Source organism: Streptosporangium sp. NPDC048886 (assembly GCF_055586905.1).
The window spans coordinates 1-22,432 of record NZ_JBVJHH010000003.1 but is presented as its reverse complement, the minus strand read 5'-3'; the positions used below and the strand labels follow the sequence as shown (position 1 = coordinate 22,432).

The 22,432-nt window shown below is 73.8% G+C and carries 19 protein-coding genes; 8 read left to right on the top strand and 11 right to left on the bottom strand.

Going from position 1 to position 22,432, the window contains the following annotated elements; genetic code table 11:
- Positions 1 to 117: 117 nt before the first annotated feature.
- From ACZ6R6_RS04070 to ACZ6R6_RS04055, 4 genes are read left to right on the top strand one after another with little or no spacing between them, the layout of a single operon-like run.
- Positions 118 to 2,157, top strand: a complete 2,040-nt coding sequence (locus ACZ6R6_RS04070; RefSeq protein WP_470090023.1) for a S9 family peptidase — start codon at positions 118 to 120, stop codon at positions 2,155 to 2,157.
- Positions 2,157 to 3,119, top strand: a complete 963-nt coding sequence (locus tag ACZ6R6_RS04065) for an ABC transporter permease (RefSeq protein ID WP_470090021.1) — start codon at positions 2,157 to 2,159, stop codon at positions 3,117 to 3,119. The genes ACZ6R6_RS04070 and ACZ6R6_RS04065 overlap by 1 nt, the downstream gene beginning before the upstream one ends.
- Positions 3,116 to 3,949, top strand: a complete 834-nt coding sequence (locus tag ACZ6R6_RS04060) for an ABC transporter permease (protein ID WP_470090020.1) — start codon at positions 3,116 to 3,118, stop codon at positions 3,947 to 3,949. The genes ACZ6R6_RS04065 and ACZ6R6_RS04060 overlap by 4 nt, the downstream gene beginning before the upstream one ends.
- Position 3,950: 1 nt before the next feature.
- On the top strand, positions 3,951 to 5,888 hold the full coding sequence (locus ACZ6R6_RS04055) for an ABC transporter ATP-binding protein (protein WP_470090018.1): 1,938 nt from the start codon (positions 3,951 to 3,953) through the stop codon (positions 5,886 to 5,888).
- A gap of 246 nt (positions 5,889 to 6,134) precedes the next feature.
- On the opposite strand, the gene ACZ6R6_RS04050 is transcribed toward ACZ6R6_RS04055, so the two are convergent.
- The 3 genes from ACZ6R6_RS04050 to ACZ6R6_RS04040 form a co-directional block, all read right to left on the bottom strand.
- Complete coding sequence (locus ACZ6R6_RS04050) at positions 6,135 to 6,734, bottom strand: helix-turn-helix domain-containing protein (protein ID WP_470090016.1); 600 nt, start codon at positions 6,732 to 6,734, stop codon at positions 6,135 to 6,137.
- A 46-nt stretch (positions 6,735 to 6,780) separates the two neighbouring features.
- The gene (locus ACZ6R6_RS04045; RefSeq protein ID WP_470090014.1) at positions 6,781 to 9,654 is read right to left on the bottom strand and encodes an ATP-binding protein; all 2,874 of its coding nucleotides are present in this window, start codon (positions 9,652 to 9,654) and stop codon (positions 6,781 to 6,783) included.
- 108 nt (positions 9,655 to 9,762) lie between these two features.
- Positions 9,763 to 9,924, bottom strand: coding sequence for a hypothetical protein (locus ACZ6R6_RS04040; RefSeq protein WP_470090012.1), 162 nt, complete (start codon positions 9,922 to 9,924; stop codon positions 9,763 to 9,765).
- A gap of 442 nt (positions 9,925 to 10,366) precedes the next feature.
- On the opposite strand from ACZ6R6_RS04040, the gene deoC reads away from it, so the two are divergent.
- From deoC to ACZ6R6_RS04025, 3 genes are all read left to right on the top strand, one after another.
- Positions 10,367 to 11,305 (top strand): deoxyribose-phosphate aldolase, encoded by a 939-nt coding sequence (gene deoC, locus ACZ6R6_RS04035; protein WP_306860106.1) that lies wholly within the window; start codon positions 10,367 to 10,369, stop codon positions 11,303 to 11,305.
- 3 nt (positions 11,306 to 11,308) lie between these two features.
- Complete coding sequence (locus tag ACZ6R6_RS04030; RefSeq protein WP_470090010.1) at positions 11,309 to 12,733, top strand: aldehyde dehydrogenase family protein; 1,425 nt, start codon at positions 11,309 to 11,311, stop codon at positions 12,731 to 12,733.
- A gap of 182 nt (positions 12,734 to 12,915) precedes the next feature.
- Positions 12,916 to 13,797 (top strand): aldehyde dehydrogenase family protein, encoded by an 882-nt coding sequence (locus ACZ6R6_RS04025; protein WP_470090008.1) that lies wholly within the window; start codon positions 12,916 to 12,918, stop codon positions 13,795 to 13,797.
- A 56-nt stretch (positions 13,798 to 13,853) separates the two neighbouring features.
- Here the strand turns inward: ACZ6R6_RS04025 and ACZ6R6_RS04020 are convergent, their stop codons facing one another.
- From ACZ6R6_RS04020 to ACZ6R6_RS04000, 5 genes are all read right to left on the bottom strand, one after another.
- Positions 13,854 to 15,260 (bottom strand): amidase, encoded by a 1,407-nt coding sequence (locus ACZ6R6_RS04020; RefSeq protein WP_470090007.1) that lies wholly within the window; start codon positions 15,258 to 15,260, stop codon positions 13,854 to 13,856.
- Between the two features lie 47 nt (positions 15,261 to 15,307).
- Positions 15,308 to 15,535 carry a type II toxin-antitoxin system antitoxin gene (locus ACZ6R6_RS04015; protein WP_470090005.1) on the bottom strand — a complete coding sequence of 76 codons (228 nt, stop codon included), beginning with the start codon at positions 15,533 to 15,535 and terminating at the stop codon, positions 15,308 to 15,310.
- A gap of 2 nt (positions 15,536 to 15,537) precedes the next feature.
- Positions 15,538 to 16,389: an SPFH domain-containing protein gene (locus ACZ6R6_RS04010; RefSeq protein ID WP_470090003.1), complete on the bottom strand. Its 852-nt coding sequence runs from the start codon at positions 16,387 to 16,389 to the stop codon at positions 15,538 to 15,540.
- Positions 16,390 to 16,577: 188 nt separating this feature from the next.
- Positions 16,578 to 16,988, bottom strand: a complete 411-nt coding sequence (locus ACZ6R6_RS04005) for an RNHCP domain-containing protein (protein ID WP_470090002.1) — start codon at positions 16,986 to 16,988, stop codon at positions 16,578 to 16,580.
- 31 nt (positions 16,989 to 17,019) lie between these two features.
- Positions 17,020 to 17,397, bottom strand: coding sequence for an RNHCP domain-containing protein (locus ACZ6R6_RS04000; RefSeq protein ID WP_470090000.1), 378 nt, complete (start codon positions 17,395 to 17,397; stop codon positions 17,020 to 17,022).
- 467 nt (positions 17,398 to 17,864) lie between these two features.
- Here ACZ6R6_RS04000 and ACZ6R6_RS03995 point away from each other — a divergent pair, with 467 nt between their 5' ends.
- Positions 17,865 to 18,569: a hypothetical protein gene (locus tag ACZ6R6_RS03995; RefSeq protein WP_470089999.1), complete on the top strand. Its 705-nt coding sequence runs from the start codon at positions 17,865 to 17,867 to the stop codon at positions 18,567 to 18,569.
- Between the two features lie 28 nt (positions 18,570 to 18,597).
- Here ACZ6R6_RS03995 and hrpB read toward each other — a convergent pair whose 3' ends face one another.
- From hrpB to ACZ6R6_RS03980, 3 genes are all read right to left on the bottom strand, one after another.
- A complete protein-coding gene (hrpB, locus tag ACZ6R6_RS03990; protein WP_470089997.1) occupies positions 18,598 to 21,141 on the bottom strand; it encodes an ATP-dependent helicase HrpB in 2,544 nt (847 codons plus the stop codon).
- 116 nt (positions 21,142 to 21,257) lie between these two features.
- Positions 21,258 to 22,088 (bottom strand): undecaprenyl-diphosphate phosphatase, encoded by an 831-nt coding sequence (locus ACZ6R6_RS03985; protein WP_470089995.1) that lies wholly within the window; start codon positions 22,086 to 22,088, stop codon positions 21,258 to 21,260.
- Between the two features lie 43 nt (positions 22,089 to 22,131).
- Positions 22,132 to 22,302, bottom strand: a complete 171-nt coding sequence (locus ACZ6R6_RS03980) for a hypothetical protein (RefSeq protein WP_470089993.1) — start codon at positions 22,300 to 22,302, stop codon at positions 22,132 to 22,134.
- Positions 22,303 to 22,432: the final 130 nt, after the last annotated feature.

The following is a 22,432-nucleotide window of genomic DNA, read 5'->3' as shown; positions in this document are numbered from 1 at the left end:
CCGTCAGAGAGACGGGCCCCGGGAGCGCAGGCGCCAGGAGCACGGGTACCGGCAGCACAGGCGTCGGAGGCGCGGGCGGCGCTGCTGGGGGCGCACGCGGCGCTGGCCGATCTCCGCGTGCCCGAGAGCGTGGCGCTGGACCCGGCGGGCGGTCGCGTCGCCTGCGTCCTGCCGCTCGCGGGCGCGGAGCCCGTCGCGCACGTGCTCGACCTCGCGGCCGGAGGGGCGCCGGTCCCGGTGCCCGAGGCGCCGCGGCGGTGGCACGCGCTGACGCGCTGGCTGCCGGACGGGCGGCTGCTGCTCGCCGCCGGAGAGGGGCCGGACCTCGACCACGTCGAGGTCCGGGCCGGAGACGACCTCGCCCCCGCCTGGCGCGTCCGGGCGGCCGGGGAGATCGAAGACCTGGTCGCGGACGACGACGGGACCGTCCTGGTGCGGACCGCGGACCCCGGCAGCGAGCGCGACGGCAGCCATCTCGGGCTCCGGGTCCACGACCCCTCCGACCCCTACGTCCGGACCCCGGGCGGGCGGTTGCGCCGGCTGGCCTGGGCCGAGGTCGGCGACCCGTGCCTGCGGCCGATCCCGCTCAAGGGGGTGACCGTGTGGGAGGCCGACTGGCGGGGCGGCGTCGCGCTCGCCGTCACCTCGGACGATGAGACGCCCGCCGGCTACTACCGGCCCAGGCTCGACCTCATCGATCCCGAGACCGGTGAGACCCGGACCCTCCTGCGCACCTCCTGGCAGCTCAGCCGCCCGCGGCTGGCACCCGGCGGGCGCGCCGCCGTCGTGGTCGAGGGGCTGTCCATCGTCTCCGGGCGGATCATCCACATCGACCTGGCCACCGGCGAGACGACGAGGCTGGCCGCCGTCGACGACGTCACCGATCTCGGCTGGCTGGACGGGCACACCCTGTGGTTCACCGGTTGGTCGGGCACCGGGACGCACGGCGGCACGCTGACCGCCGACGGCCGCGCGCTGACCCGGTGGACGGCCTGGGGGACCCTGGGCGGGCGGGACGGGCAGCCGTCGCTGTCGGTGGACCGCGCCGGCACGCTGGCCGCCGCGGTCTGGGAGACGGCGGAACGGCCCCCGGAGATCGCGGTCGCGGAGGTGACGGGGGGCGGCTGGCGGCAGGTCACCGCCCTCAACGACGCCCTGGCCGGGCTCGCCGTACACCAGGAGGAGGTGGCGTGGACCGGCCCCGACGGGCTCGCCGTCCACGGGCTCCTGCTGACCCGGTGCAGGCCCGAGACGTACGGCCAGGCCACCCCGGACCGCTCCGGACCGGACGGTTCCGCCGGCCCCGACCACCCGGACCACCCAGAGCACCTGGACCACTCGAACCACCTGGACCACTCGAATCACCCGGACCACCCGGCCCGCTCCGGGCCGGACGGCGCTGCGGGCCCGGACCGTTCCGGACCGGACGGGCGCGGAGCGCGGCGGGCGCCGTCGCCGCTCGTCGTCATCGCGCACGGCGGGCCGACCTGGCTGTGGTCCAGCGCCTTCGCGCCGGCCGAGTCCGGGCAGCTCGCGCTGCCGCTCGTGCACGCGGGCGCCGCCGTACTGCTGCCCAATCCCCGGGGCAGCAGCGGGCGCGGCCAGGACTACGCGCGCCGCGTCATCGGGCACGTCGGGGAGCAGGATCTGGACGACGTCCTCGCCGGCGTGGACCACCTCGTCGCGGCGGGCGTGGCCGATCCCGGGCGGATGGCCGTTCTCGGGCTCAGCTACGGCGGCTATCTCAGCGCGTGGGCGGTGACCCGCACCGGCCGGTTCCGGGCGGCGGTGGTGATGTCCGGGGTCGCCAACTGGCTCAGCTTCGCCAACGCCAGCAACCTCGGCCACGGCTACGACCCGCTTTACCACGGCGGTGCCGGCATCGCCACGTCCGAGGGCAGGGACTTCCTCGCCGCCCGCTCGCCGGTCTGCCACGCCGCGAAGGTCACCACCCCGACGCTGATCCTGCACGGCGCCGAGGACCGCACGACTCCGGCCGGGCAGGCCGAGGAGCTCTATCGTGCCTGGTCAGCGGCTGGAGTCCGGACCCAGCTGGTCGTCTACCCTCGGGAGGGCCACGAGCTGACCGAGCCGGAGCACCGCCGGGACGCGGCGGAGCGCGTGGCCGCCTGGCTGGCGGGGAACGGGGTGCTGTGATGACGGGGCGGAGCTGGGGCGCGTTCCTGCTGCGCAGGCTCGCGGGCACCGCCGTGGTCGTCGCGCTGCTGTCGATCGGCGTGTTCGGCCTGCTCTACCTCGCCCCGGGGTCGGTCCAGCAGACCCTCCTCGGCACCCGTCCCGCCACGCCGGAGACGATCGCCGCCATCCAGGCCCGCTACCACCTGAACGACCCGCTGCCGGTGCAGTACCTGAGCTGGCTCGGCGGCGCCGTCCGGGGCGACCTCGGCACCTCCATCAGGACCGGGATGCCGGTCGCCGACATGCTCGGGCAGCGGCTCCCGCTCACCCTGGCGCTGACCGGGTACGGCACGCTGCTGGCGGTGCTCGCCGGCATCCCGCTGGGCGTGGTCGGGGCCCTGCGCCGGGGCCGTGCCACGGACCGGCTCGTCGTCACCGCCGGGGTGATGGGGCTGAGCGCCCCGCCGTTCGCCGTCGGGCTCCTGCTCCTGGTGGTGTTCGCGGCCTGGCTGGGCTGGTTCCCCGTCTACGGCACCGGCGAGGGCCTCGCCGACCAGATCCTGCACCTCACGCTGCCCGCCGCCGCGCTGGCCGTCGGCGCGGTGGGCATGCTCGTCCGCTTCAGCCGGGCCGCGCTCATCCGGGAGCTGGAGCAGGACTACGTGGTCTTCGCGCGGGCACGCGGCCTCGGCGGCGCCGCCGTCCTCGGCTACGCGCTGCGCAACTCGCTGGTGCCGATCCTCACCGCGGCGGGGCTCATCGTGACCGGCATGCTGGCCGGGACCGTGCTGGTGGAGGTGACCTTCGCGCTGCCAGGTCTCGGCTCCCTGCTCGTCGACTCGGTCACCTTCAAGGACGTGCCGGTCGTCCAGGCGCTCGCGCTGCTGCTCACCCTGCTCATCGCCGCCGTCAACCTCCTGGTCGACGTCGGCTACTCGGCCGTGGACCCGCGCGTCCGGCTCGGCGGGAGGTCGTCGTGACGCGTCCATCGAGAGTCGTGACGCGTCCGCCGGTGAGCGTGGCCGCCGCGCTCGCCGTCCTCCTGGCGGTCGCGGTCGCCGCCGTGTCCGCCCCCTGGCTGGTGCCGGACGCCACCGGCCAGGACCTGATGCTGGGCATCGCCGGCCCCGGGCCCGGCCACCCGCTGGGCACCGACGACCTCGGCCGCGACGTGCTGCAACTGCTGGTCGCCGGGGCCCGTACGGCCGTGCCGGGGGCGCTGTGCGTCGCCGTGGGGTCGATGCTCGTCGGCAACCTCGTGGGGCTGCCCGCCGGATACCTCGGCGGCTGGGTCGACGCGCTGGCCATGCGCTGGGCGGATCTGATGTTCTCCCTGCCGGCCCTGCTCGTGGCGATCGTCGTCGCCGGGGTCCTGGGCGGCGGATACGGCCTGGCGATCGTGGTGCTGGTGGTGCTGTTCGCGCCCACCGACACGCGCGTGGTGCGCGGCGCCGTCCTGGAGCAGCGGCACCGGCCCTACGTGGAGGCGGCGCGATTGAAGAACCTCTCCGCCTGGCGGATCATGACGAGGCACGTCTGGCCGAACATCGCCCCGGTGGCGCTGGCCAACGCCTTCCTCAACTTCGCCTACGCACTGGTCTCGCTGGCCTCGCTGTCCTTCCTCGGCCTCGGGGTGCCGGCCGGCTCGCCCGACTGGGGGCGCACGCTGTCGGACAACCGCACCCAGCTCCTCGCCAACCCCTGGGCGGTGATCGCCCCGGGGCTCGCCATCATCGCCACGGCCGCCGCGCTCAACATCGTGGGCGACTGGCTGTACGAACGCGTCGACCGGCGCGGAAGGGCACGCTGACATGGGAGAGCGCGAGTCCGGGGCAGCCGGGCCGTCGCAGGCGGGCGGGCCGGCGGTCCGGGACGGCGGACGGTCCGGGGCGGGGATCGCGGTCGAGGGGCTCACCGTGCGCCAGCCCGCCACCGGGCGGACCCTGCTGTCGGAGGTCTCCTTCGAGGTCGCGCCGGGGGAGTCCGTCGCGATCGTGGGGGAGTCCGGCTCGGGCAAGTCGCTCACGGTCCGGGCGGTGCTCGGCCTGCTGCCCCGCGGGCTGGAGGCCGCCGGGAAGGTGCGCATCGCGGGCGAGCGGGTGGACGACGACCCGCGTGCCCGGGCGCGGCAGCGCGGCGACGTGGTCTCCCTCCTCATGCAGGATCCGTTCACCCTGCTCAACCCGTTGCGCAGGGCCGGGCGGCAGATCGCCGACGGGCTGCCGCGCGGGGCCGACGCGGCGGTCGAGGTGCCCCGGCTGCTGGCGGAGGTCGGCCTGCCCGCCGACGTGGCCGGGCGCTACCCCTTCCAGCTCTCCGGCGGCATGCGGCAGCGCGTCGGGCTGGCCGCCGCGCTCGCCGGCGGGCCGCGGGTGCTGCTGGCCGACGAGCCGACGACCGCGCTCGACGCCACCACCCAGCGCGAGGTGCTCGCCCTCGTCCGGCGTGTCCAGCGCGAGCGGGACATGGCGTTCGTGCTCATCACGCACGACCTGCGCCTGGCCTTCTCCACCTGTGATCGGGTCATGGTGATGTACGCCGGCCGGATCATGGAGGTCGGCGGGGCGGCGGCCGTACGGGAGGAACAGCTCCACCCCTACACCCGGGCCCTGCTGGCGGCCGAGCCGCCCGCGGACCGGCGGCTCGCCGTCATCCCCGCCGTCGCCGGTTCCGTGCCCGCCCACGACGCCGTGGCCGACCGGTGCGCCTTCGCCGACCGGTGCGCCCTCGTGGTGGCCGAGTGCCGCGCCGGCGCGCCCGCGCTGCGCGCCGCAGGGCACGGTCCCGATGCATCAGCCGGTATGCCCGCCGTACGGGGTGAGGCCGACTCGTCCGCCGGTCTGTCCGCCGTACGGGGTGAGGCCGGCCCGTCCGCCGTACGGGGCGCGCGGCTGTCGGCGTGTCTGCGGGCCGCCGAGCTCCCCGCGCCGCCCGCGCCCGAGCCGGGCGTCGCGCCCCCGCTCCCCGTCACCGCCGACCCGGTGCTGCGGGTGCGCGACCTGCGCAGGACGTTCGCCGGAGCGCGGCGGCCCGCGCTGGCCGGGGTGAGCCTGTCCGTCGCGCCGGGCGAGGTCGTCGGCGTGGTCGGCGAGTCGGGGTCGGGCAAGACCACGCTGGCCCGGTGCGTGGCCGGGCTGGAGCGCCCGGACTCCGGCACGATCCTGCTCGGCGGCGCCGACTGCTCCGACTACGGCCGGATGGGCCGCGGCGCGGTGCGCCAGGCCCGCCGCACGGCCCAGATGATCTTTCAGGACCCTTACTCGACGCTCAATCCCGCCCGGACCGTCGGCGCGGCCCTGGCCGAGGCCCTCCGGGCCGACGGCCGGCCCGCCGCGCCGGACGACGTCGCCCGGCTGCTGGAGTCGGTCGGCCTGGGCCGGGACATGGCGGGAATGCGCCCGGCCGGCCTGTCCGGAGGCGAGCGGCAGCGGGTGGCGATAGCCCGCGCCGTGGCGGGCGAGCCCCGTCTGCTGATCTGCGACGAGCCGGTGTCGGCGCTCGACGTCTCGGTGCAGGCGCAGATCCTCGGGCTCCTGACCGAACTGCGGGAGCGGCTGTCGATGGCGATGCTGTTCATCACCCACGACCTGGCGGTGGTCCGCCAGATCGCCGACCGGCTGTATGTGCTGGAGGCCGGTCAGTGCGTGGAGGCCGGCCCCGCCGACCAGGTCCTCGACGCTCCCGCCCACCCCTACACCCGGGCCCTGCTGGCCAGTGTCCCCGACGGCTCCGGCGGCTGGCTGGCCTGACGGATCCGACAGACCCCGGTGGCTCCGGAGGTCCCCGACGGCTCTCGATGGCTCCCGGCGGCCCTCGACGGCGGGAAGGCGGGACGGGCCGCCGGGACCGGCATCCATTCCGCCAGGTTATGAATGCGGGTATTGGTCGCCGCAGCGGGTCGGCGGCGACGCTGGCCAGGCAGGGCGCACCTCGCCCCCGCGTCGTCACCCGCCCGGGCCGCTCGCCGTACTCGTCGCGTCGCGCGGTGCGGGGTGTCAGTCCTCGGAGAAGGAGATCAGCGTCAGGACCCGGCAGGGGACGGCGCCGGTGGTGTAGACGTGGTCGGACTCGGAGGCGAACCGGAGGGCGTCGCCCGCGGTGAGGGTCACCGACCACTCCTCGGTCTCGACGGTCACCTCGCCCTCGACGACGTAGGCGTGCTCCACCGATCCCCGGCCGTGCGAGCTCTTCGCGCTGCGGGTGCGCGCCGGGATGTCGCCCTCGGCCAGCTCGAAGCGGCGCCGGTCGGGAGCGGCGAACAGGGTGCGGACGGTGGTGTCGCCGACCGGCAGGGGGACGCTCTCGCTCCTGCGGATCACCTCGGGCCCCACCAGGTGGATCCGGGTCAGTTCGCCGAAGGTCAGCTCAAGAGAGGTCGCCAGCCGGGACAGCACCTCGACCGTCGGGTTGGCGACGCCCCGCTCGACCTGGGAGATGAGGGCTTTGCTCACCCCGGTCAGCTCGGCCAGCTCGCGGACGCTGAGGCCCCGGGCCAGGCGGGTGCGGCGCAGGTTGGCGGCGATCGCGCCACGCACTCCCGCCGCCTCGGAAGGAGGCGGGGCCATGCCGACGGTGATGCCGTCCTCGCTGCGCACGCACGTCCCCTCTCGCCGGTCCCGACCGATCCAATGATGCAGCAGGTCAGCCGATCAGGGCGAGGCGGTGGGCGGCCGCGGCGGCCTCACCGCGGGTGGAGACGCCGAGCTTGCCCAGGATGTTGGAGACGTGGACGCTCACCGTCTTGGCCGAGATGAACAGCTCGGCGGCGATGTCGCGGTTGGACCGCCCCTGGGCGACCAGCCGGAGCACCTCCTGCTCACGCGGGGTCAGCAGCGGGTCGGGGTCCGGGACCGCCTCCGGCGTCAGCGCCACCCCGACCCGGCGGGCCAGGGACTCGATCTCCGCGGCCAGGGGCCGGGCCGACAGCGCGAGGGCGATCGGGTGGGCCGTGCGCAGCCGTACGGCGGCGCCCTCGCGGTCGCCCGTGGCGGCCGCGGCCCGCCCCGCGTGGAGCAGCGACTTGGCACGTGGGAAGGGGCGGTCCAGCCGTTCCCAGGCGGTGGCCGCGGCGTCGTGGTCGCGGTTGAGGCAGAGCCGGTAGGCCTCGGCGACCGGGCTGTCCACGGTCATCGTGGCCCCGGCCTCCTCGACGTGGGCGCGCAGCACCGCCGCCCGTTCGGGCACGAGCGTCTCGACGGTCTCGCAGACCCCCGACAGCAGGGCGAGCATCCGCCAGCCCAGCATGGGCTTGCTCATGATCCGTGCGGTGCGGACGACCTCCTCGGCCACCTCCAACGCGGCCAGCGGTTCGCCGCTCAGCAGGTGCAGGCCCATCTTGAGCCGGGCGTTGGCCGACAGCTCCTGGGTGAACTCCTCCTGGAGGGGCGCGGCGGCGTCCACCTCGTTCAGGACAGACCTGATCACGTCCGTCTCGCCCCGCGCGACCGCCACGTCCGCGCGGATCCGGCGCAGGTGGTGCCGGGTGCGCAGGGTCGGGTCCATGGTGATCGCCTGGTCGGCCAGCTGGGCCGCCTCGTCGAAGCGGCCCAGCGCCTCCAGCGCCTCCGCGCGGTTGTTGGCGATGAACGTGCCCTGGACGCGGTAGCGGCCGTACTTCCTGGCCAGCTGCTCGCCTTCGAGAGCCAGCTCCACGGCCTCGGCCGAGCGGCCCATGTTGTTGAGCGCGTCCACGTTGTTGGCGAGGGCGCGCAGGATGATGCGGCCGGAGCCGACGCGCTCGCCGATCGCCTGGGCGGTGGAGTTGACGGCGATCGTGGTGTCGAGACGTCCCGCGATCGAGTGGCCCAGCGAGAGGTTGAGCAGCAGGTCGGCCTCCAGGCACTCGTCCCCGTGCTCGCGGGCGATCCGCAGCGCCTCCTCGGTGAGCGCGGTCCCCTCGGCCACCTCGCCGCTGAAGGCCAGGAAGGAGCCCAGCTTGGACAGCACGTGGGCGCGCTCCAGCACCGGCCCGGGGACGAGCCGCTCGGCGTAGCGGAGGTCGTCGAGCGCCCCCGCCTTCCGCTTGGCCATCTTGAACTGCGCCCGCCGTACGACGAGCTCGGCCACCCGCGCGGGATCGGTCCGCTCGTCGAGCTCCTCCAGCGCGGCCTTGACGAACCTGGCGCCCCGGTCGATCTCGCCGCAGGCGTGGGCGGCCTCCGAGGCGTGTTCCAGGACCGTGGTGTGGTCCACCCCGATCCGCCCGGCGGCGTCGGGGACCTTGCTCCACAGCGTGAGCACCCGCTCCAGCAGCTGCATCTTCTCGTTGTAGGCGAAGGTCTTGGCGGCCTTGGCGGCGGCCTCCCAGGCGGAGATGAGGGCCCACAGGTCGTCGCGGGCGGAGTACCAGTGATGGGCGATCTCGATGGCGGCCCGGCCCGGCGGGACCAGCGTGCGGTCACCGCTGATCTCCTCGGCGAAGCGGGCGTGCATCCGCACGTGCTCGCCGGGCAGGAGCTCCTCGTGCACGGCCTCGCGGATCAGCGCGTGCCGGAAGGCGTAGGCGCGGCCGTCGGCGACCTGCAGCACGTTGGCCGCGATGGCCGGCCGCAGCGCGTCCTCCAGGTCCACGTCGGACAGCCCGCTGACCGCGGCGAGCAGGGCGTGGCCCACCCGGATCCCGCCTGCGGCGGCGATGCGCAGCACCCGCTGGGTCTCGTCGGGGAGCTGCTCGACGGAGCCGATGATCAGGTCGTGCAGGGATTCGGGGAAGGAACAGTCGCCGCCGCACTCGACCAGTGCCTCGACGAACAGGGGGATGCCCTCGCTGCGCTGGAAGACCTTGCCGACCTGGGCGAACTCGGGGGTCGTGCCGAGGATGCCGGCCATCTGGGCGGCCACCTCGTCCTGGGTGAGCCGGGGCAGGTCCAGCCGGAGGACCCCCTCCACCCGGCTGAGCTCGGCGAGCACCGGCCGGAGCGGGTGCTGGCGGTGCAGATCGTCGGAGCGGTAGGTGAGGATCATCAGGACCGGCGCGGTGCGCAGGTTGCGGCTGAGGAAGGCGATCAGGTCGCGGCTGGAGCGGTCGGCCCAGTGGATGTCCTCGATGACCAGGATCACCGGGCGGCGTTCGGCCAGCCGTTCCAGCAGGTTGAGGATCTGCTCGAAGAGCCGCGCGCGGGCGGTCTCGGTCTCCACGTCACCGCTGGGCTCGCCGAATTCGGGCAGCAGCCGGGCCAGGTCACGCGCCGCGCCGTCGGGCAGCAGGGCCGCGACCTCCTCGGCGCCCTGCTCGCGGACGAGCTGGCGGATCGCCGCGGTGAACGGCGCGTAGGCGAGACCTTCGGTGGACAGCTCCACGCAGCCGCCGATGAGCACGTGCGCTCCGTCGTCCGCGGCCCGTCCGGCGAAGTATCCGATCAGCCGGGTCTTGCCGACTCCCGCCTCGCCACCGAGCAGGACGGCGGCGGCGGCGTTGTTGCGCGCCTGCTCGAAGGCCTCGGCCAGGCCCGCGAGCTCCTCCTCCCGTCCCACGAAGACGGGGCTTACCGCCCGACCCATCATGTCGTCCAGCATGTCACGCCTTATATGTAGCTATCGCCCTATTTATCGTTCAGCGAAAGGGCTACGGAGCCTGAGAGGCCCGGCCGGACGGGAGGATACGGCCGGGCTCTCGTGACGGGGTCATGCCGCGCTGGTCTTGCCGAAGAGGCTCCGCCTGCGCCCGCCCTCGGAGCGGTTCTTCTTGGCGGACAGGAGCTGGCGGGCGCGGCGGTGGTCGGCCGCCTCCTCGCGGAGCTCGGCGGTGCGGTTGATGATCATCTGATAGTGAAGCTCGGGACCCATTTCGGGTTCCTCCTCGAGTGGTGCCATTCCCTTACACACTCAAGATTCGCGCTAAGGCCCCCACCCCCACATCGGGCGGATGCCTTATCTGCCGGCGGCCCGCGGCCCGGGACTACCTAGGCCGGGCCGGTCCACCGCCTTAGACGCGCCGGGAGGCATCCCGCGGCGCCGGTCCCCCCCCGCCTTAGGCATGCCCGTGAGCTGCCGCGACGTGCCGTACGCCCGGTGCGGGTGCCCTTCCGGCCGCGGGGCCGTACCCGATACCGGTGCCCTTCCGGCCGCGGGGCCGTACCCGGTGCGGGCGCCCGTGGGTACGGCGGGGCGGCACCCCGCCGTACCCACGGCTGAACTCGGCGAATGTTGACGAAAACGAGTGGAGGGACTGGGCAGCGTCCAGTTTGGAACTAATCACACCAGTCGGCATTCTGGAGAGGTGTCAACTATGACTGCTCCGCTCGCCGACGTGGCCGCGTCCAACGTCACGCTGCGGGCCTTCCTGCACGGCCTCCCCGGTGTCGACCGGGTGGGCGCGGACCAGCGGGCCGCGACGCTCGGCACCCGATCCATCAAGACGACGGCCAAGGCGGAGGCCATCGACCTGGCGATACGCATGGTGGACCTGACGACCCTCGAAGGCGCCGACACGCCGGGCAAGGTCCGCGCGATGTGCGCCAAGGCGGTCCGTCCCGATCCGAGTGACCCGGCCGTGCCCAAGGTGGCGGCCGTCTGCGTCTACCCCGACCTGGTCGCTCAGGCCGTCGGCGCGCTCGGCGGCTCCGGCGTGAAGGTGGCCAGCGTCGCGACCGCGTTCCCCAGCGGGCGCTCGTCCCTGGACGTCAAGGTCGCCGACACCGCGTTCGCGGTGGCGGCCGGGGCCGACGAGATCGACATGGTGATCGACCGGGGCGCGTTCCTCGCCGGCGACTACCTGAAGGTCTTCGAGGAGATCGCCGCGATCAAGGCCGCCTGCGGTGACGCGCACCTGAAGGTGATCCTGGAGACCGGCGAGCTGTCGACCTACGACAACGTACGGCGCGCCTCGTGGCTGGCCATGCTGGCCGGAGGCGACTTCATCAAGACCTCCACGGGCAAGGTGCAGCCCGCCGCGACCCTTCCGGTGACGCTGGTCATGCTGGAGGCGGTCCGTGACTTCCTCGCGGCGACCGGCCGCAAGGTCGGGGTGAAGCCCGCGGGCGGCATCCGGACCACCAAGGACGCCATCAAGATGCTCGTCCTGGTCAACGAGACCGTCGGCGAGGGCTGGCTGACCCCCGACTGGTTCCGCCTCGGCGCCTCCACCCTGCTCAACGACCTGCTGATGCAGCGTCAGAAGATGGCCACCGGCCGGTACGCGGGTCCCGACTACTTCACCCTGGACTGATCGATGTTCGAATACGCACCGGCCCCCGAATCCCGCGACGTCGTCGACATCAAGCCGTCCTACGGCCTGTTCATCGGCGGCGAGTTCGCCGACGGGACGGGCACGTCCCTCAAGACGATCAACCCCGCGTCCGAGGAGCTCCTGGCCGAGGTGGCCGTCGCCTCCGAGCAGGACGTGGACCGGGCCGTCCGGGCCGCCCGCGAGGCGTTCGGCACCTGGTCGGCGATGCCCGGCTCCGAGCGGGCGAAATACCTGTTCCGGATCGCCCGCATCATCCAGGAGCGTTCGCGCGAGCTGGCCGTGCTGGAGAGCCTGGACAACGGCAAGCCGATCCGCGAGTCCCGCGACGTCGACCTGCCGCTGGTCGCGGCGCACTTCTTCTACTACGCGGGCTGGGCCGACAAGCTCGCCTACGCCGGCTACGGCGCCGACCCGAGGCCGCTCGGCGTCGCCGGCCAGGTCATCCCGTGGAACTTCCCGCTGCTCATGCTCGCGTGGAAGATCGCTCCCGCGCTGGCCGCCGGCAACACGGTCGTCCTCAAGCCGGCCGAGACCACCCCGCTGACCGCGCTGCTGTTCGCCGAGATCTGCCGGCAGGCCGACCTCCCGCCCGGCGTGGTCAACATCGTGACCGGCGCGGGCGAGACCGGCGCGGCCCTGGTGAACCACCCGGACGTGAACAAGGTCGCCTTCACCGGCTCCACCGAGGTCGGCCGCCTGATCGCCCGCTCCGTCGCGGGGTCGGGCAAGAAGGTCACCCTGGAGCTCGGCGGCAAGGCCGCCAACATCGTGTTCGACGACGCCGCGCTCGACCAGGCCGTCGAGGGCATCGTCAACGGGATCTTCTTCAACCAGGGGCACGTCTGCTGCGCGGGCTCCCGCCTGCTGGTCCAGGAGTCGATCGCGCAGGAGCTGCTCGACGCGCTGAAGCGGCGGCTCGGCACGCTCCGCCTGGGCGACCCGCTGGACAAGAACACCGACATCGGCGCGATCAACTCCGCCGCCCAGCTCGCCAAGATCCGTGAGCTGTCGGACCTCGGCGAGGCGGAGGGCGCCGAGCGCTGGTCGCCGGTCTGCCCGCTGCCGGACAAGGGCTTCTGGTTCCCGCCGACGATCTTCACCGGCGTCGCCCAGTCGCACCGGATCGCCCGGGAGGAGGTCTTCGGCCCGGTCCTGTCCGTGCTGACCTTCCGCACCCCGGCCGAGGCCGTCGAGAAGGCGAACAACACCCCGTTCGGCCTGTCGGCGGGCGTGTGGACCGAGAAGGGCTCGCGCATCCTGTGGATGGCGGACCGGCTCCGCGCGGGCGTCGTCTGGGCCAACACCTTCAACCGGTTCGACCCGACCTCTCCGTTCGGCGGCTACAAGGAGTCCGGATACGGCAGAGAGGGCGGACGTCACGGGCTGGAGGCGTATCTCGATGTGTGACCATCACAGGGCCAGGCGCCGCAGTCGCCGCGCCCAGAGCACCCGCGGCCACGACTTCGCCCGCGCCGGCCGTCCGACGTTGCGGGGCTGGTTCGCCCACCGGTGCGGGGTGAGCCGCTGCGGCCAGATCTTCGTACCGGCCCGGCTGGCACAGCAGGAGAGCACATGGAGAGGGCGGGGAGATGAGTAAGGCGGAGCGGTCGAGTGGCCGCGAGCCCGTACGGCTGGCCGTGCGCAAGACATACAAGCTGTACATCGGCGGGGCGTTCCCGCGTTCGGAGAGCGGAAGGTCCTACGTGGTGACCTCCTCCAAGGGCGCCTTCCTGGCCAACGCGTCCAAGGCCTCCCGCAAGGACGCCCGGGACGCGGTCTCCGCCGCCCGCAAGGCGTTCGGCGGCTGGTCCGGCGCGACGCCGTACAACCGGGGGCAGATCCTCTACCGCGTCGCCGAGATGCTGGAGAGCCGCCGGGCGCAGTTCGTCGCCGAGCTGGCCGAGGCGGGGACGGCGAAGGCCGGGGCCGTCGTGGACGCGGCCGTCGACCGGCTGGTCTGGTACGCCGGCTGGGCCGACAAGATCGCCGCGGTGGCCGGGTCCACCAACCCGGTCGCCGGACCGTACTTCAACGTCTCCTCGCCGGAGCCGACCGGCGTGGTCGCGGTGGTCGCCCCGGACGAGCCCCTGCTCGGGCTCGTCTCGGTGATCGCCCCGGTGATCGTCACGGGCAACACCTGCGTCGTGATCGCCGGTGAGCGGGCCCCGCTGCCCGCCATCACCCTGGCCGAGGTGCTCGCCACCTCCGACCTGCCCGGCGGCGTGGTCAACATCCTCACCGGGTCGGTCAAGGAGATCGCCCCCTGGCTGGCCGCGCACATGGACGTCAACGCCATCGACCTCACCGGGGTCGCCGACCCGGAGCTGGCGGTCGCCTGCGAGGAGGCGGCGGCGGAGAACCTCAAGCGCGTCCTGCGTCCCACCACGCCCGACTGGTCGGCCGACCCCGGCACCAGGCGCCTGACGGCCTTCCTGGAGACCAAGACCGTCTGGCACCCCACCGGCGTCTGACCCCTCATGCCGCCGGGGCGGGTCCCGCCCGCCCCGGCGGTCAGTCGAGCCGGCGGTCAGTCGAGCGGGGCGTGGCGGAGCCAGGGGTGGGCGCTCTCCAACTGGGCGGCCAGGGCCAGGAGCTGCGTCTCGCCGCCCGGGGCGGCGACGAGCTGGACTCCGATGGGCATGCCGGTGGAGTGCCAGCCGTACGGGACGGTCATGGCGGGCCAGCCGGCCATGTTCCAGGCCCCGGTGGCGGGTGCGTAGGTCAGGTTGGTGCGCATGTTCGCCAGCAGTCCGCGGCGGCCCCAGCGCTCGGCGGCCGGCGGGACGGTGGCGAGCGTCGGGGTGATGAGCACGTCGGCGTTGCCGAACCACTGGTCGGCCCCGTGGGCGCGCCAGCGGTCACGGCCCGCCGAGCCGTCCATCCCGATCCTCGCCAGCAGCCGGCCCGTCCTGGCCAGTGACCTGGTGCGGCGCTCCAGCCTGCGCGGGTCGAGCCCCTCGGCGTCCGCCGCGGCGCACGCCAGCCAGGTGGCGATCGTGGCCGAGCCCAGCCAGCCCGGCATCCGGGCGCCGTGCTCCACCACGGTGTGCCCGGCGGCGCCGAGCGTGTCGGCCGCCTCGACGGCCGCCGCCTGGAACTCGGCGTCCATCGCGAACCCCGGGGGCAGCGGGGCCGGGGCCACCGCGATCCGCAGCTTCATCGGCTCCGAAGGGGTGAGCCCGCCCGGGTAGTCGTCGATGGCGCTGCCGATTTCGAGGGACTCGCTCTCCCCGGGCGTGGCCAGGGACATGTCGCCCGCCATCACCGCCAGCGCCAGGGCGAGGTCGGTCACGGTCGTGGCCAGCGGGCCGTTCTCCGACAGCCCGTCCCAGCCGTGCTCGGGCGGCGGGACCACCTCCCGGCCCGGTTTGATCGAGACGAGCCCGCAGCAGGCGGCCGGGATGCGCAGCGAGCCGAGGCCGTCGTTGCCGTGGGCCAGCGGGACCATCCCCGCGGCCACGGCGGCCGCGCTCCCGCCCGACGATCCGCCCGGTGTGCGCTTCAGGTCCCACGGGTTGCGCGTCACGCCGTACACGCTGTCGGAGAACCCCACCAGGCACAGCTCCGGCACGTTGGTGATGCCCACGACCACCGCCCCGGCCGCCCTGAGCCTGGCCACCACCGGATGGTCCTCGGCCGCGGCGGCGTTCGACGTCGCCGCCGAGCCGTTCCGCGTCGCCTCGCCCCGGATCGCGATGTTGTCCTTGACGGCGACCGGGACCCCGGCGAGCGGCAGCCCGGCCAGGTCCTCCCGCTCCTGCACGGTCCGCGCCTCGGCGAGCGCCCGCTCGGCGCGGACCTTGCGGAAGGCCCCGATGCGCCCGTCATACTTGGCGATCACCCGCAGGTGCTCCTCGACGATCGCCGGGGCGGTCGCCTCTCCCCGTCGCACGGCCTCCGCCATCTCCACTGCGGACTTTCCCACCCACGACATGAACCGAGTGTGGTCCGGCGAGTGCGTGAGCGGAAGCTTCTCACGTCTCAATCAGATGACTTGTCCGGCTCATCGGTGTTATCCCGCTCCGCGGTGCCCTGCTGAGCCTGCCCCGGTTCGGCCCGCCTGAGCTCGCGGCCCGCCGCCTTGAGGGCCAGGCGCAGCGCGTATTCGAGCTGAGCGTTGATACTCCGCAGGTCGTCGGCCGCCCACTTGGCGATCGCCTCGTAGACGGCCGGGTCGAGTCTGAGCAGGACCTTTTTACGCTCGGGCATGCTCAGGCATACAGACTGCCGGCGTTGACCACCGGCTGGGTCGCCCGGTCGCCGCACAGGACCACCAGGAGGTTGGAGACCATCTGGGCCTTACGCTCCTCGTCGAGCTCCACGACGCCCTCCTCGGCCAGCCTCGTCAGCGCGAGCTGGACCATGCCCACCGCGCCCGCGACGATCTGGGTGCGCGCCGCGACGACCTGGGTGGCCTGCTGGCGGACCAGCATCGCCTGGGCGATCTCCGGGGCGTAGGCGAGGTGGGTGATCCGGGCCTCCAGCACCTCCACCCCGGCCAGGTGGGTGCGGTCGCTCAGCTCGGCGGTGAGCTCGGCGGCCACCTCGGCGCCGTCGCGCAGGCTGGTGCGGCCCTCCTCGTGGGCGTCGTAGGGGTGGCTGGTGGCCAGGTGTCGGACGGCCGCCTCGGACTGGATCGCCACGTACTCCTCGTAGTCGTCGACGGAGAAGGCGGCCGTGGCGGTGTCGATCACCTTGTAGACGACGACAGCCGCGATCTCCACGGGGTTGCCGTCGGCGTCGTTCACCTTGAGCTTGGCCGTCTCGAAGTTGCGCACCCGGAGTGTGATCCGCCGCTTGGTGGTGAACGGTAGCACCCACAGGAAGCCGGCGTCGCTCACCGACCCGACGTAGCGGCCCAGAAACTGCACGACCTTCGCCTCGTTCGGGTTGACCACCACGAAGCCGCTGGACACGACGGCCGCGACGATCCCCCACAGGATCGCGGCGGCGGCCAGCAGGGGCATGCCGCCCACCAGCGAGGCCGCGGCCAGGACGACCGCGAGGACCACAAGCCCGACCAGAACGGCGAATCCGTTCATCCGGAAAGCACGTCGTTCCATGAAGTCCACCTTTGCTATCGAAGTGATATCACTAAGATATCCCACGGAAGGCGGACCCGCGCAAGCCGCACGATCTGCGGACACGCGCGGAGATTCGCCGGCGCGGGGAGAGCGGCCTCGCGTCCCGGAGGGCACCCCCGGGACGCGAGGCGGCCCACCTCCCGCGACGTCTCAGAACGTGAGGCGTCTCAGAAGGCGAGCAGCGCCCGCATCTGGATGCGGGCGTCGGACAGCGGCCGCAGGGCCATCCGTAGCAGGACGAGCACGTTGTCGTCCCCGGCGATGCGGTTGGCGCTGAGCTCGCCGCAGGCCAGGCACTGGTGGATGACCATCCACTCCCCGTCCTGTCTCACCGACAGGCTCAGCGGCGCCATGCGCCCGCGGCAGTCCGCGCTCCGGTCTCCCGGCGTCCGCCGGTCGAGGTGGAGGCTGGTCAGGCAGTGCGGACAGTGGTTGCGGTGGGCGGTGCCCGGCGCGACGAGGGGCACGTCGAGCCGGCAGCCGACGCACCGGAACGCGTCGCCCGGTGCGCCGCCCCGCCCGTGCAGCACGTCCTTGCGCCGCTGAGGACGCCTCCGCTCCGGCTTCCGTCGTGGCATGATCGTTTCCCGTCCGGTGTCTCGGGCCGTCTCACAGGTCGCCGAAGGCTTCGAGCGGGAACGGCGGCTGTGCCAGCGGACGTACGGCCATGCGCATGAGGATGAGCTGGTTGTCGTCCCCGCAGATCGGGTTCGAGGTGAGCTGGTCGCACCGGACACAGCGGTGGATCACCATCCAGTCCCCGTTGCGCAGCACCGCGATGGAGATCGGGGTCATCCGCGACCCGCAGTCGGACGGCCCGCCCTCGACGCGGTCGAGGACATGCCGGGAGTGCAGGCAGCTCGGGCAGTGGTTGCGGCGGCTGCCGTCCGGAGCGAGCTTGGTGACGGTCAGGCCGCACCGGACGCAGGTGAAGGTGTCGACCCGCAGAAAGGAACTGGGGGCGAGATCGGACTTGTCGGTAGGCACCCGGGATACTCCTTGCCAGAAGACTTTTACAGTTGCGGCAGGAGAGGGCCGAGCGATCCTCGGAAGAGTTCTGGCCGGCGGGCGTCGCGGATCAGGCGGACGCGGTCAGGCCGGCGCACCGGGAGACCGTCCGGTGCCGGGAGAAGATCAGCGGCAGGAGGTCTTCGCGGTACGGCGAGGCGCGCTCGGCGCGGGCCGGAACATAAATCAACTGCTTTCTAGGGCTCGGGAGCCCGGGAGTCACCGACGAGGTCACGGAGACCGTAACAGCGGCGCGCACCAGGACGCCAACGGTTTTTCGGCTCCGCCGCGGCCGCCCCGGCGGGCCCGGGCGGGGGCGCCGGGCCGCTCCGCGTGGGGGCCGGGCCGCTCCGTGTGGGGCGTCCGCCGGCTCCGCTTGGGGCCCGCAAGTCACGTCCCCGCCTGCTCGCAAGTGAGTCCCAAGCACGGGCCAGCAGACTCGGAGCATGTGGTTCCTCGATCGCACGGCCCGCCAGTTGCGCCGTCACCCCGCTCTGCTCACCCACCACCCGGCCGACCCGGACAGGCTGGAGGGCCTGCTCCGCCAGTACGATCCCGGTCTCACGACGTCGGGTGACTGGTACGTCGTCAAGGGCACCAAGGTGCGCCACGTCGAGATCACCGAGAGACAGGCCGTCCTCGCGGGTGTCCCCGCCGACCGGCGCGGGGCGATCATCGCCCGGGACGGGCTGCGGTCCATGGCCTGCCTCCTGCTCAACGGCCTCGCCAGCCGTCTCGGCGGTGCGCTGCACCCGCCGCAGGAGCACGACGGCCACGTGGACGTCGAGGTGCGCATCGGCGACCGCCCTCCGCTCGGCTGCGAACGGGTGGCCGAGCTGCTGCGCCCGTCTCTCGGCGAGCGCACCGTCCGCCACGACCACGAGCTCGGCCTCTGCCACCTCGACGGCAAGCACGGCGACCCCATCCGCGTCACCTACGACTGGCCGCCCCCGGACTGGCCGGTGGCCGAGCCGGACCACTCGGTCGACCTGGAGCTCGACGTCGACGATCCGCACCGGTCCGACATGGAGACCGTCTACCGGGCGGCCCGATCCCTCGCGGCGGCCGTCGGCGGCGCGGTCTACTCGATGGACCTGCCGGTCTCCCGGTTCGAGGACATCGTCCCGACCAGGGACCGGCTGAGCCTCTGAGGTCCCCGGGCCCGGCGGGCGGCGGGGCTCAGCGGCGGGGGTTGGCGCGGCGGGTCGCGACCGCCGACAGGGGATCCTCGGGCCAGGGGTGCCTGGGGTAGCGGCCGCGCAGTTCGGCGCGGACCGCGCGGTAGCCCTCGCGCCAGAAGGAGGCCAGGTCGGCGGTGACGGCCGCCGGGCGGCCCGCGGGGGAGAGCAGGTGGATGACCAGGGGGACCCCTGCGACGCGCGGGGCCTCGTCCCAGCCGAACAGCTCCTGCAGCTTGGCGGCCAGCACCGGCCGCTCGCCCGAGTAGTCGACTTTGATCCGCGATCCGCTGGGCACCTCGATCCGCTCGGGCGCCACGTCCGCCAGGCGGGCGCTCCACGGGACCAGACGGTGCAGGGCGGAGGCCACATCGAGGCGTTCCAGGTCCGCCCGGCGCCGGACGCGGGACAGCTCGGGCTCCAGCCACAGGTCGGCGCCGTCGATCAGGGCGTCGTCGTCCACCGCGCGCCACGGCTCGCCGAGCGTCCGGTGGCAGAAGGCCAGGCGCTCGCGCAGGGCCACCGCCTCGGGGGTCCAGCGCAGGATCGCCAGGCCCTCGGTGCGCAGGCCGTCCAGGACGGCGGGTCTGACGTCGGCGGCGCGGAGCCGGTCGGCCGACAGCTCGACGGCGCCGAGGCGCTCCACCCGGCGCGCCGAGACGTCGCCGCGCCGCTCTCCCGGCGGGATCCGCCACACCACCTCTTCGCCGGAGCGGTGGAGGGGCGCGGCGGCGAGCCTGGCGATCTCCTCGTCGATGACGACGGCCTGCCTGATCCGGGCGGAGGCGGCCCCGACCGGCCGGTCCGCGACCGCGATCGCCAGCCACTCCGCCGCGCCGAGCCGTGACCCCTGGGCCAGCTCGGCGGCCGTCCCGGAGACCATCAGATACGATCCGCCCCGCCGCCGCGCGACCCGCTCCGGATAGGCCAGCGCCACCACCAGCCCGGCCACGGCGTCGTCACCGGCTCCGGCCGGTACGGAGGTCCGTCCCGGCGCCGGGTCCCGGCCGGGCCGCTCCCGCGGGGGGACTGCCCGGGACAGGCGTCTCGCCTCTTGGCGCCAGCGGGCGGAGAAGCCGTCGCCGCCGCGCCGGGCGGAGCGCCAGAGCGCGACCAGGTCGTCGCCCGACTCCCTGGGGAGCTGCTCGGACAGCAGCGCCACCACCTCGGCGGCCCGGGGGCCGGCGTCGATCAGGGCCCGGGCCAGGCGGGGGTGGACCCCGGCGCCGGCCATCCGCCGTCCCCGGTCGGTGACCCGGCCGTCGAGGGCGCCCAGCGCGTGCAGGGTCCGCCGCGCCGCCTCCATCGCGGCGGGCGGCGGCGGGTCGAGCAGGGCCAGTCCGGCGGCCGTGGGGTCGCCCCAGCAGGCGGCCTGGAGGGCGAAGCCGGTCAGGTCGGCGAGGGCGATCTCGGGCTGGGCGTGGTCGGGGAGCCGGTCGTGCTCGGCCTGCGACCAGCACCGGTACACCACCCCGGGGGCCTCGCGCCCGGCCCGGCCGGCGCGCTGGGCGGCGGCGGCCCTGGACGCGCGGACGGTGGTGAGCGAGCCGAGGCCCCGGGCATGGTCGGTGCGGGGCTCGCGGGCGAGGCCGGAGTCGACCACGATCCGGACCCCGGGGACGGTCAGGCTCGACTCGGCGACCGAGGTGGCGAGCACGACCCGCCGTTCCCGGCCGGGCGAGAGCACGGCGTCCTGCACGTGCGCCGGGGCCTGGCCGTGGACCTGCAGCACCTCCACGCCGCCGAGCATCGCGGCCACCCTGCCGATCTCGCCGACCCCGGGCAGGAAGCACAGCACGTCCCCGCCGTGCTCGCCCAGCGCGCGCCGTACGACGTCGGCGACGTGGGACAGGAACGCGGGGTCCACCCGCAGGCCGCGCGGGGGCGTCACCGGCCGGGTGGGAGGCGCCCAGACGGGCGTGACCGGGTGCATGGATCCGGAGGCGTGCACGATCGGCGCGGCCCGCGGCGTGTCAGGCCCGGGCGCGGCGGTCGCCGGGCGGCCGCCGGCCGCGCCGGAGCCGAGCAGCCGGGCCCAGGGCGCGGCGTCGGCGGTGGCGGAGGTGGCGATGAGCCGCAGGTCGGGACGGAGCGTGGCGCGGACGTCGAGGAGGAAGGCCAGGGCGGTGTCGGCGTCCAGGTGGCGTTCGTGACATTCGTCCAGCAGCACCACGTCCACGCCGTCGAGCTCGGCGTCGCGCTGGAGCCGCTGCAGGAGGACCCCGGTGGTGACGACCTCGACGACCGTCTCCGCGCCCGCCCTGCGCTCGCCGCGTACGGTGAACCCGACCTCCGCGCCCACCTCCGACTCCAGCAGCCACGCCATCCGCCGGGCCGCCGCCCGCACCGCCATCCGGCGGGGCTCGGCCACGATCACCCGTTTCGGGGGAGAGCCGTCGAGGAGTCCGGCCAGCGCGAGCGGGACGAGCGTGGTCTTGCCCGTGCCGGGAGGCGCGGTGAGCACGGCGGCGCCGTGCTCGTCCAGGGCGGCGAGCAGCTCGGGCAGGACGTGGCGGACGGGGAGGCCGGACCAGTCGGAACGCACCCGGCCAGTCTCCCCGAACCCGGCGCCGGACGTGGAACGGGGTCCGGGCCCGCGTGGTGCGGCCCGGTGGCGCCGGGGGCCGGGCCCGCGTGGTGCGGGCCCGGTGGTGCCGGGGCTCAGGCCAGGGGGTTCAGGACATCGAAGCTCACCAGGGCGATGATGACGATGCCGAGGATGATCCGGTAGATCACGAATCCGGTGAAACGGTGGGTGCTGATGTATTTCAGGAACCACGCCACCGCGGCGTAGCCGACGATGAACGAGATCACGGTGGCCAGGATCGTCGGGCCCCACTCGGGGGCGCCGCCTTCGCCGATCTTGAACAGCTCCAGGACGCCCGCGCCCAGCACGGCCGGGATGGCCAGCAGGAAGGAGTATTTGGCGGCCTCCTCGCGGCGGTAGTCCAGCAGCAGGCCGGCGCTGATCGTGCCGCCGGAGCGGGAGACGCCCGGGATCAGGGCGAGCGACTGGGCGGCGCCGTAGATCAGGGCGTGCGTGAAGCTGAGGTGCCGGTCCAGGGTGAGCTTGTTGCGGGCGGTGCGGTCGGCGAACCAGAGGATCAGGCCGAAGACGATCAGCGTCGTGCCGATCAGGCGCAGGTCGCGGAAGGCGGTCTCGATGGAGTCCTTGAAGGCCAGGCCGAGGACGACGATCGGGATGGTGCCGATGATGACGTACCAGCCCATCCGGGCGGCGTAGTGCTTGCGGAGGACGGGCGTCCACAGGGCCCGGGTCCAGGTGGAGATGATCTCCCAGATCTCCTTGCGGAAATAGATCACCACCGCGGCCTCGGTGCCGAGCTGGATCACCGCGGTGAACGCCGCACCGGGGTCCTCCCAGCCGAAGAACGCCGACACGACTCTGATGTGGGCACTGGAGGAGATCGGCAGAAACTCCGTCAATCCCTGAATGAGTCCGAGGACCACCGCTTCGAACCAGCCGATCAACTTGGGTACCTTCCGTCCCAGCGCGTGCGTAACTTACGCGAGGCTAGCGGAGCGCGGGACCTCGTGTGACCCGGTCATTCGGCTGGGCCGACCGGCGCGCGCGGCTCTCCTGGGGGCCGAGGAGCTGCTCGCGCAGCGCGCTGAGCTGATGGGAGTGTTCCACTGACCGGTTCTCGTCCAGCGAGTCGACGGCCGGCAGCAGCGCGTCGGCCACGATGACGCCGGTCAGCGGCTCGGCCGGGCCTCAGCTCACCGCCTGCTTCACGAGTGCGCTGATGCGCGCCTCCACCTCGGCCGTCACCTCGGTCAGGGCGAACGTGCTCGCCCACATCGTGCCCTCGTCC

Excerpts from the sequence above, each read along its gene's own strand:
- ACZ6R6_RS04065 (WP_470090021.1), top strand. The coding sequence starts at position 2,157 with ATGACGGGGCGGAGCTGGGGCGCGTTCCTGCTGCGCAGGCTCGCGGGC.
- ACZ6R6_RS04055 (WP_470090018.1), top strand. The coding sequence starts at position 3,951 with ATGGGAGAGCGCGAGTCCGGGGCAGCCGGGCCGTCGCAGGCGGGCGGG.
- ACZ6R6_RS04045 (WP_470090014.1), bottom strand. The coding sequence starts at position 9,654 with ATGCTGGACGACATGATGGGTCGGGCGGTAAGCCCCGTCTTCGTGGGA.
- ACZ6R6_RS04040 (WP_470090012.1), bottom strand. The coding sequence starts at position 9,924 with ATGGGTCCCGAGCTTCACTATCAGATGATCATCAACCGCACCGCCGAG.
- deoC (WP_306860106.1), top strand. The coding sequence starts at position 10,367 with ATGACTGCTCCGCTCGCCGACGTGGCCGCGTCCAACGTCACGCTGCGG.
- ACZ6R6_RS04030 (WP_470090010.1), top strand. The coding sequence starts at position 11,309 with ATGTTCGAATACGCACCGGCCCCCGAATCCCGCGACGTCGTCGACATC.
- ACZ6R6_RS04025 (WP_470090008.1), top strand. The coding sequence starts at position 12,916 with ATGAGTAAGGCGGAGCGGTCGAGTGGCCGCGAGCCCGTACGGCTGGCC.
- ACZ6R6_RS04020 (WP_470090007.1), bottom strand. The coding sequence starts at position 15,260 with ATGTCGTGGGTGGGAAAGTCCGCAGTGGAGATGGCGGAGGCCGTGCGA.
- ACZ6R6_RS04015 (WP_470090005.1), bottom strand. The coding sequence starts at position 15,535 with ATGCCCGAGCGTAAAAAGGTCCTGCTCAGACTCGACCCGGCCGTCTAC.
- ACZ6R6_RS04010 (WP_470090003.1), bottom strand. The coding sequence starts at position 16,389 with ATGGAACGACGTGCTTTCCGGATGAACGGATTCGCCGTTCTGGTCGGG.
- ACZ6R6_RS04005 (WP_470090002.1), bottom strand. The coding sequence starts at position 16,988 with ATGCCACGACGGAAGCCGGAGCGGAGGCGTCCTCAGCGGCGCAAGGAC.
- ACZ6R6_RS03995 (WP_470089999.1), top strand. The coding sequence starts at position 17,865 with ATGTGGTTCCTCGATCGCACGGCCCGCCAGTTGCGCCGTCACCCCGCT.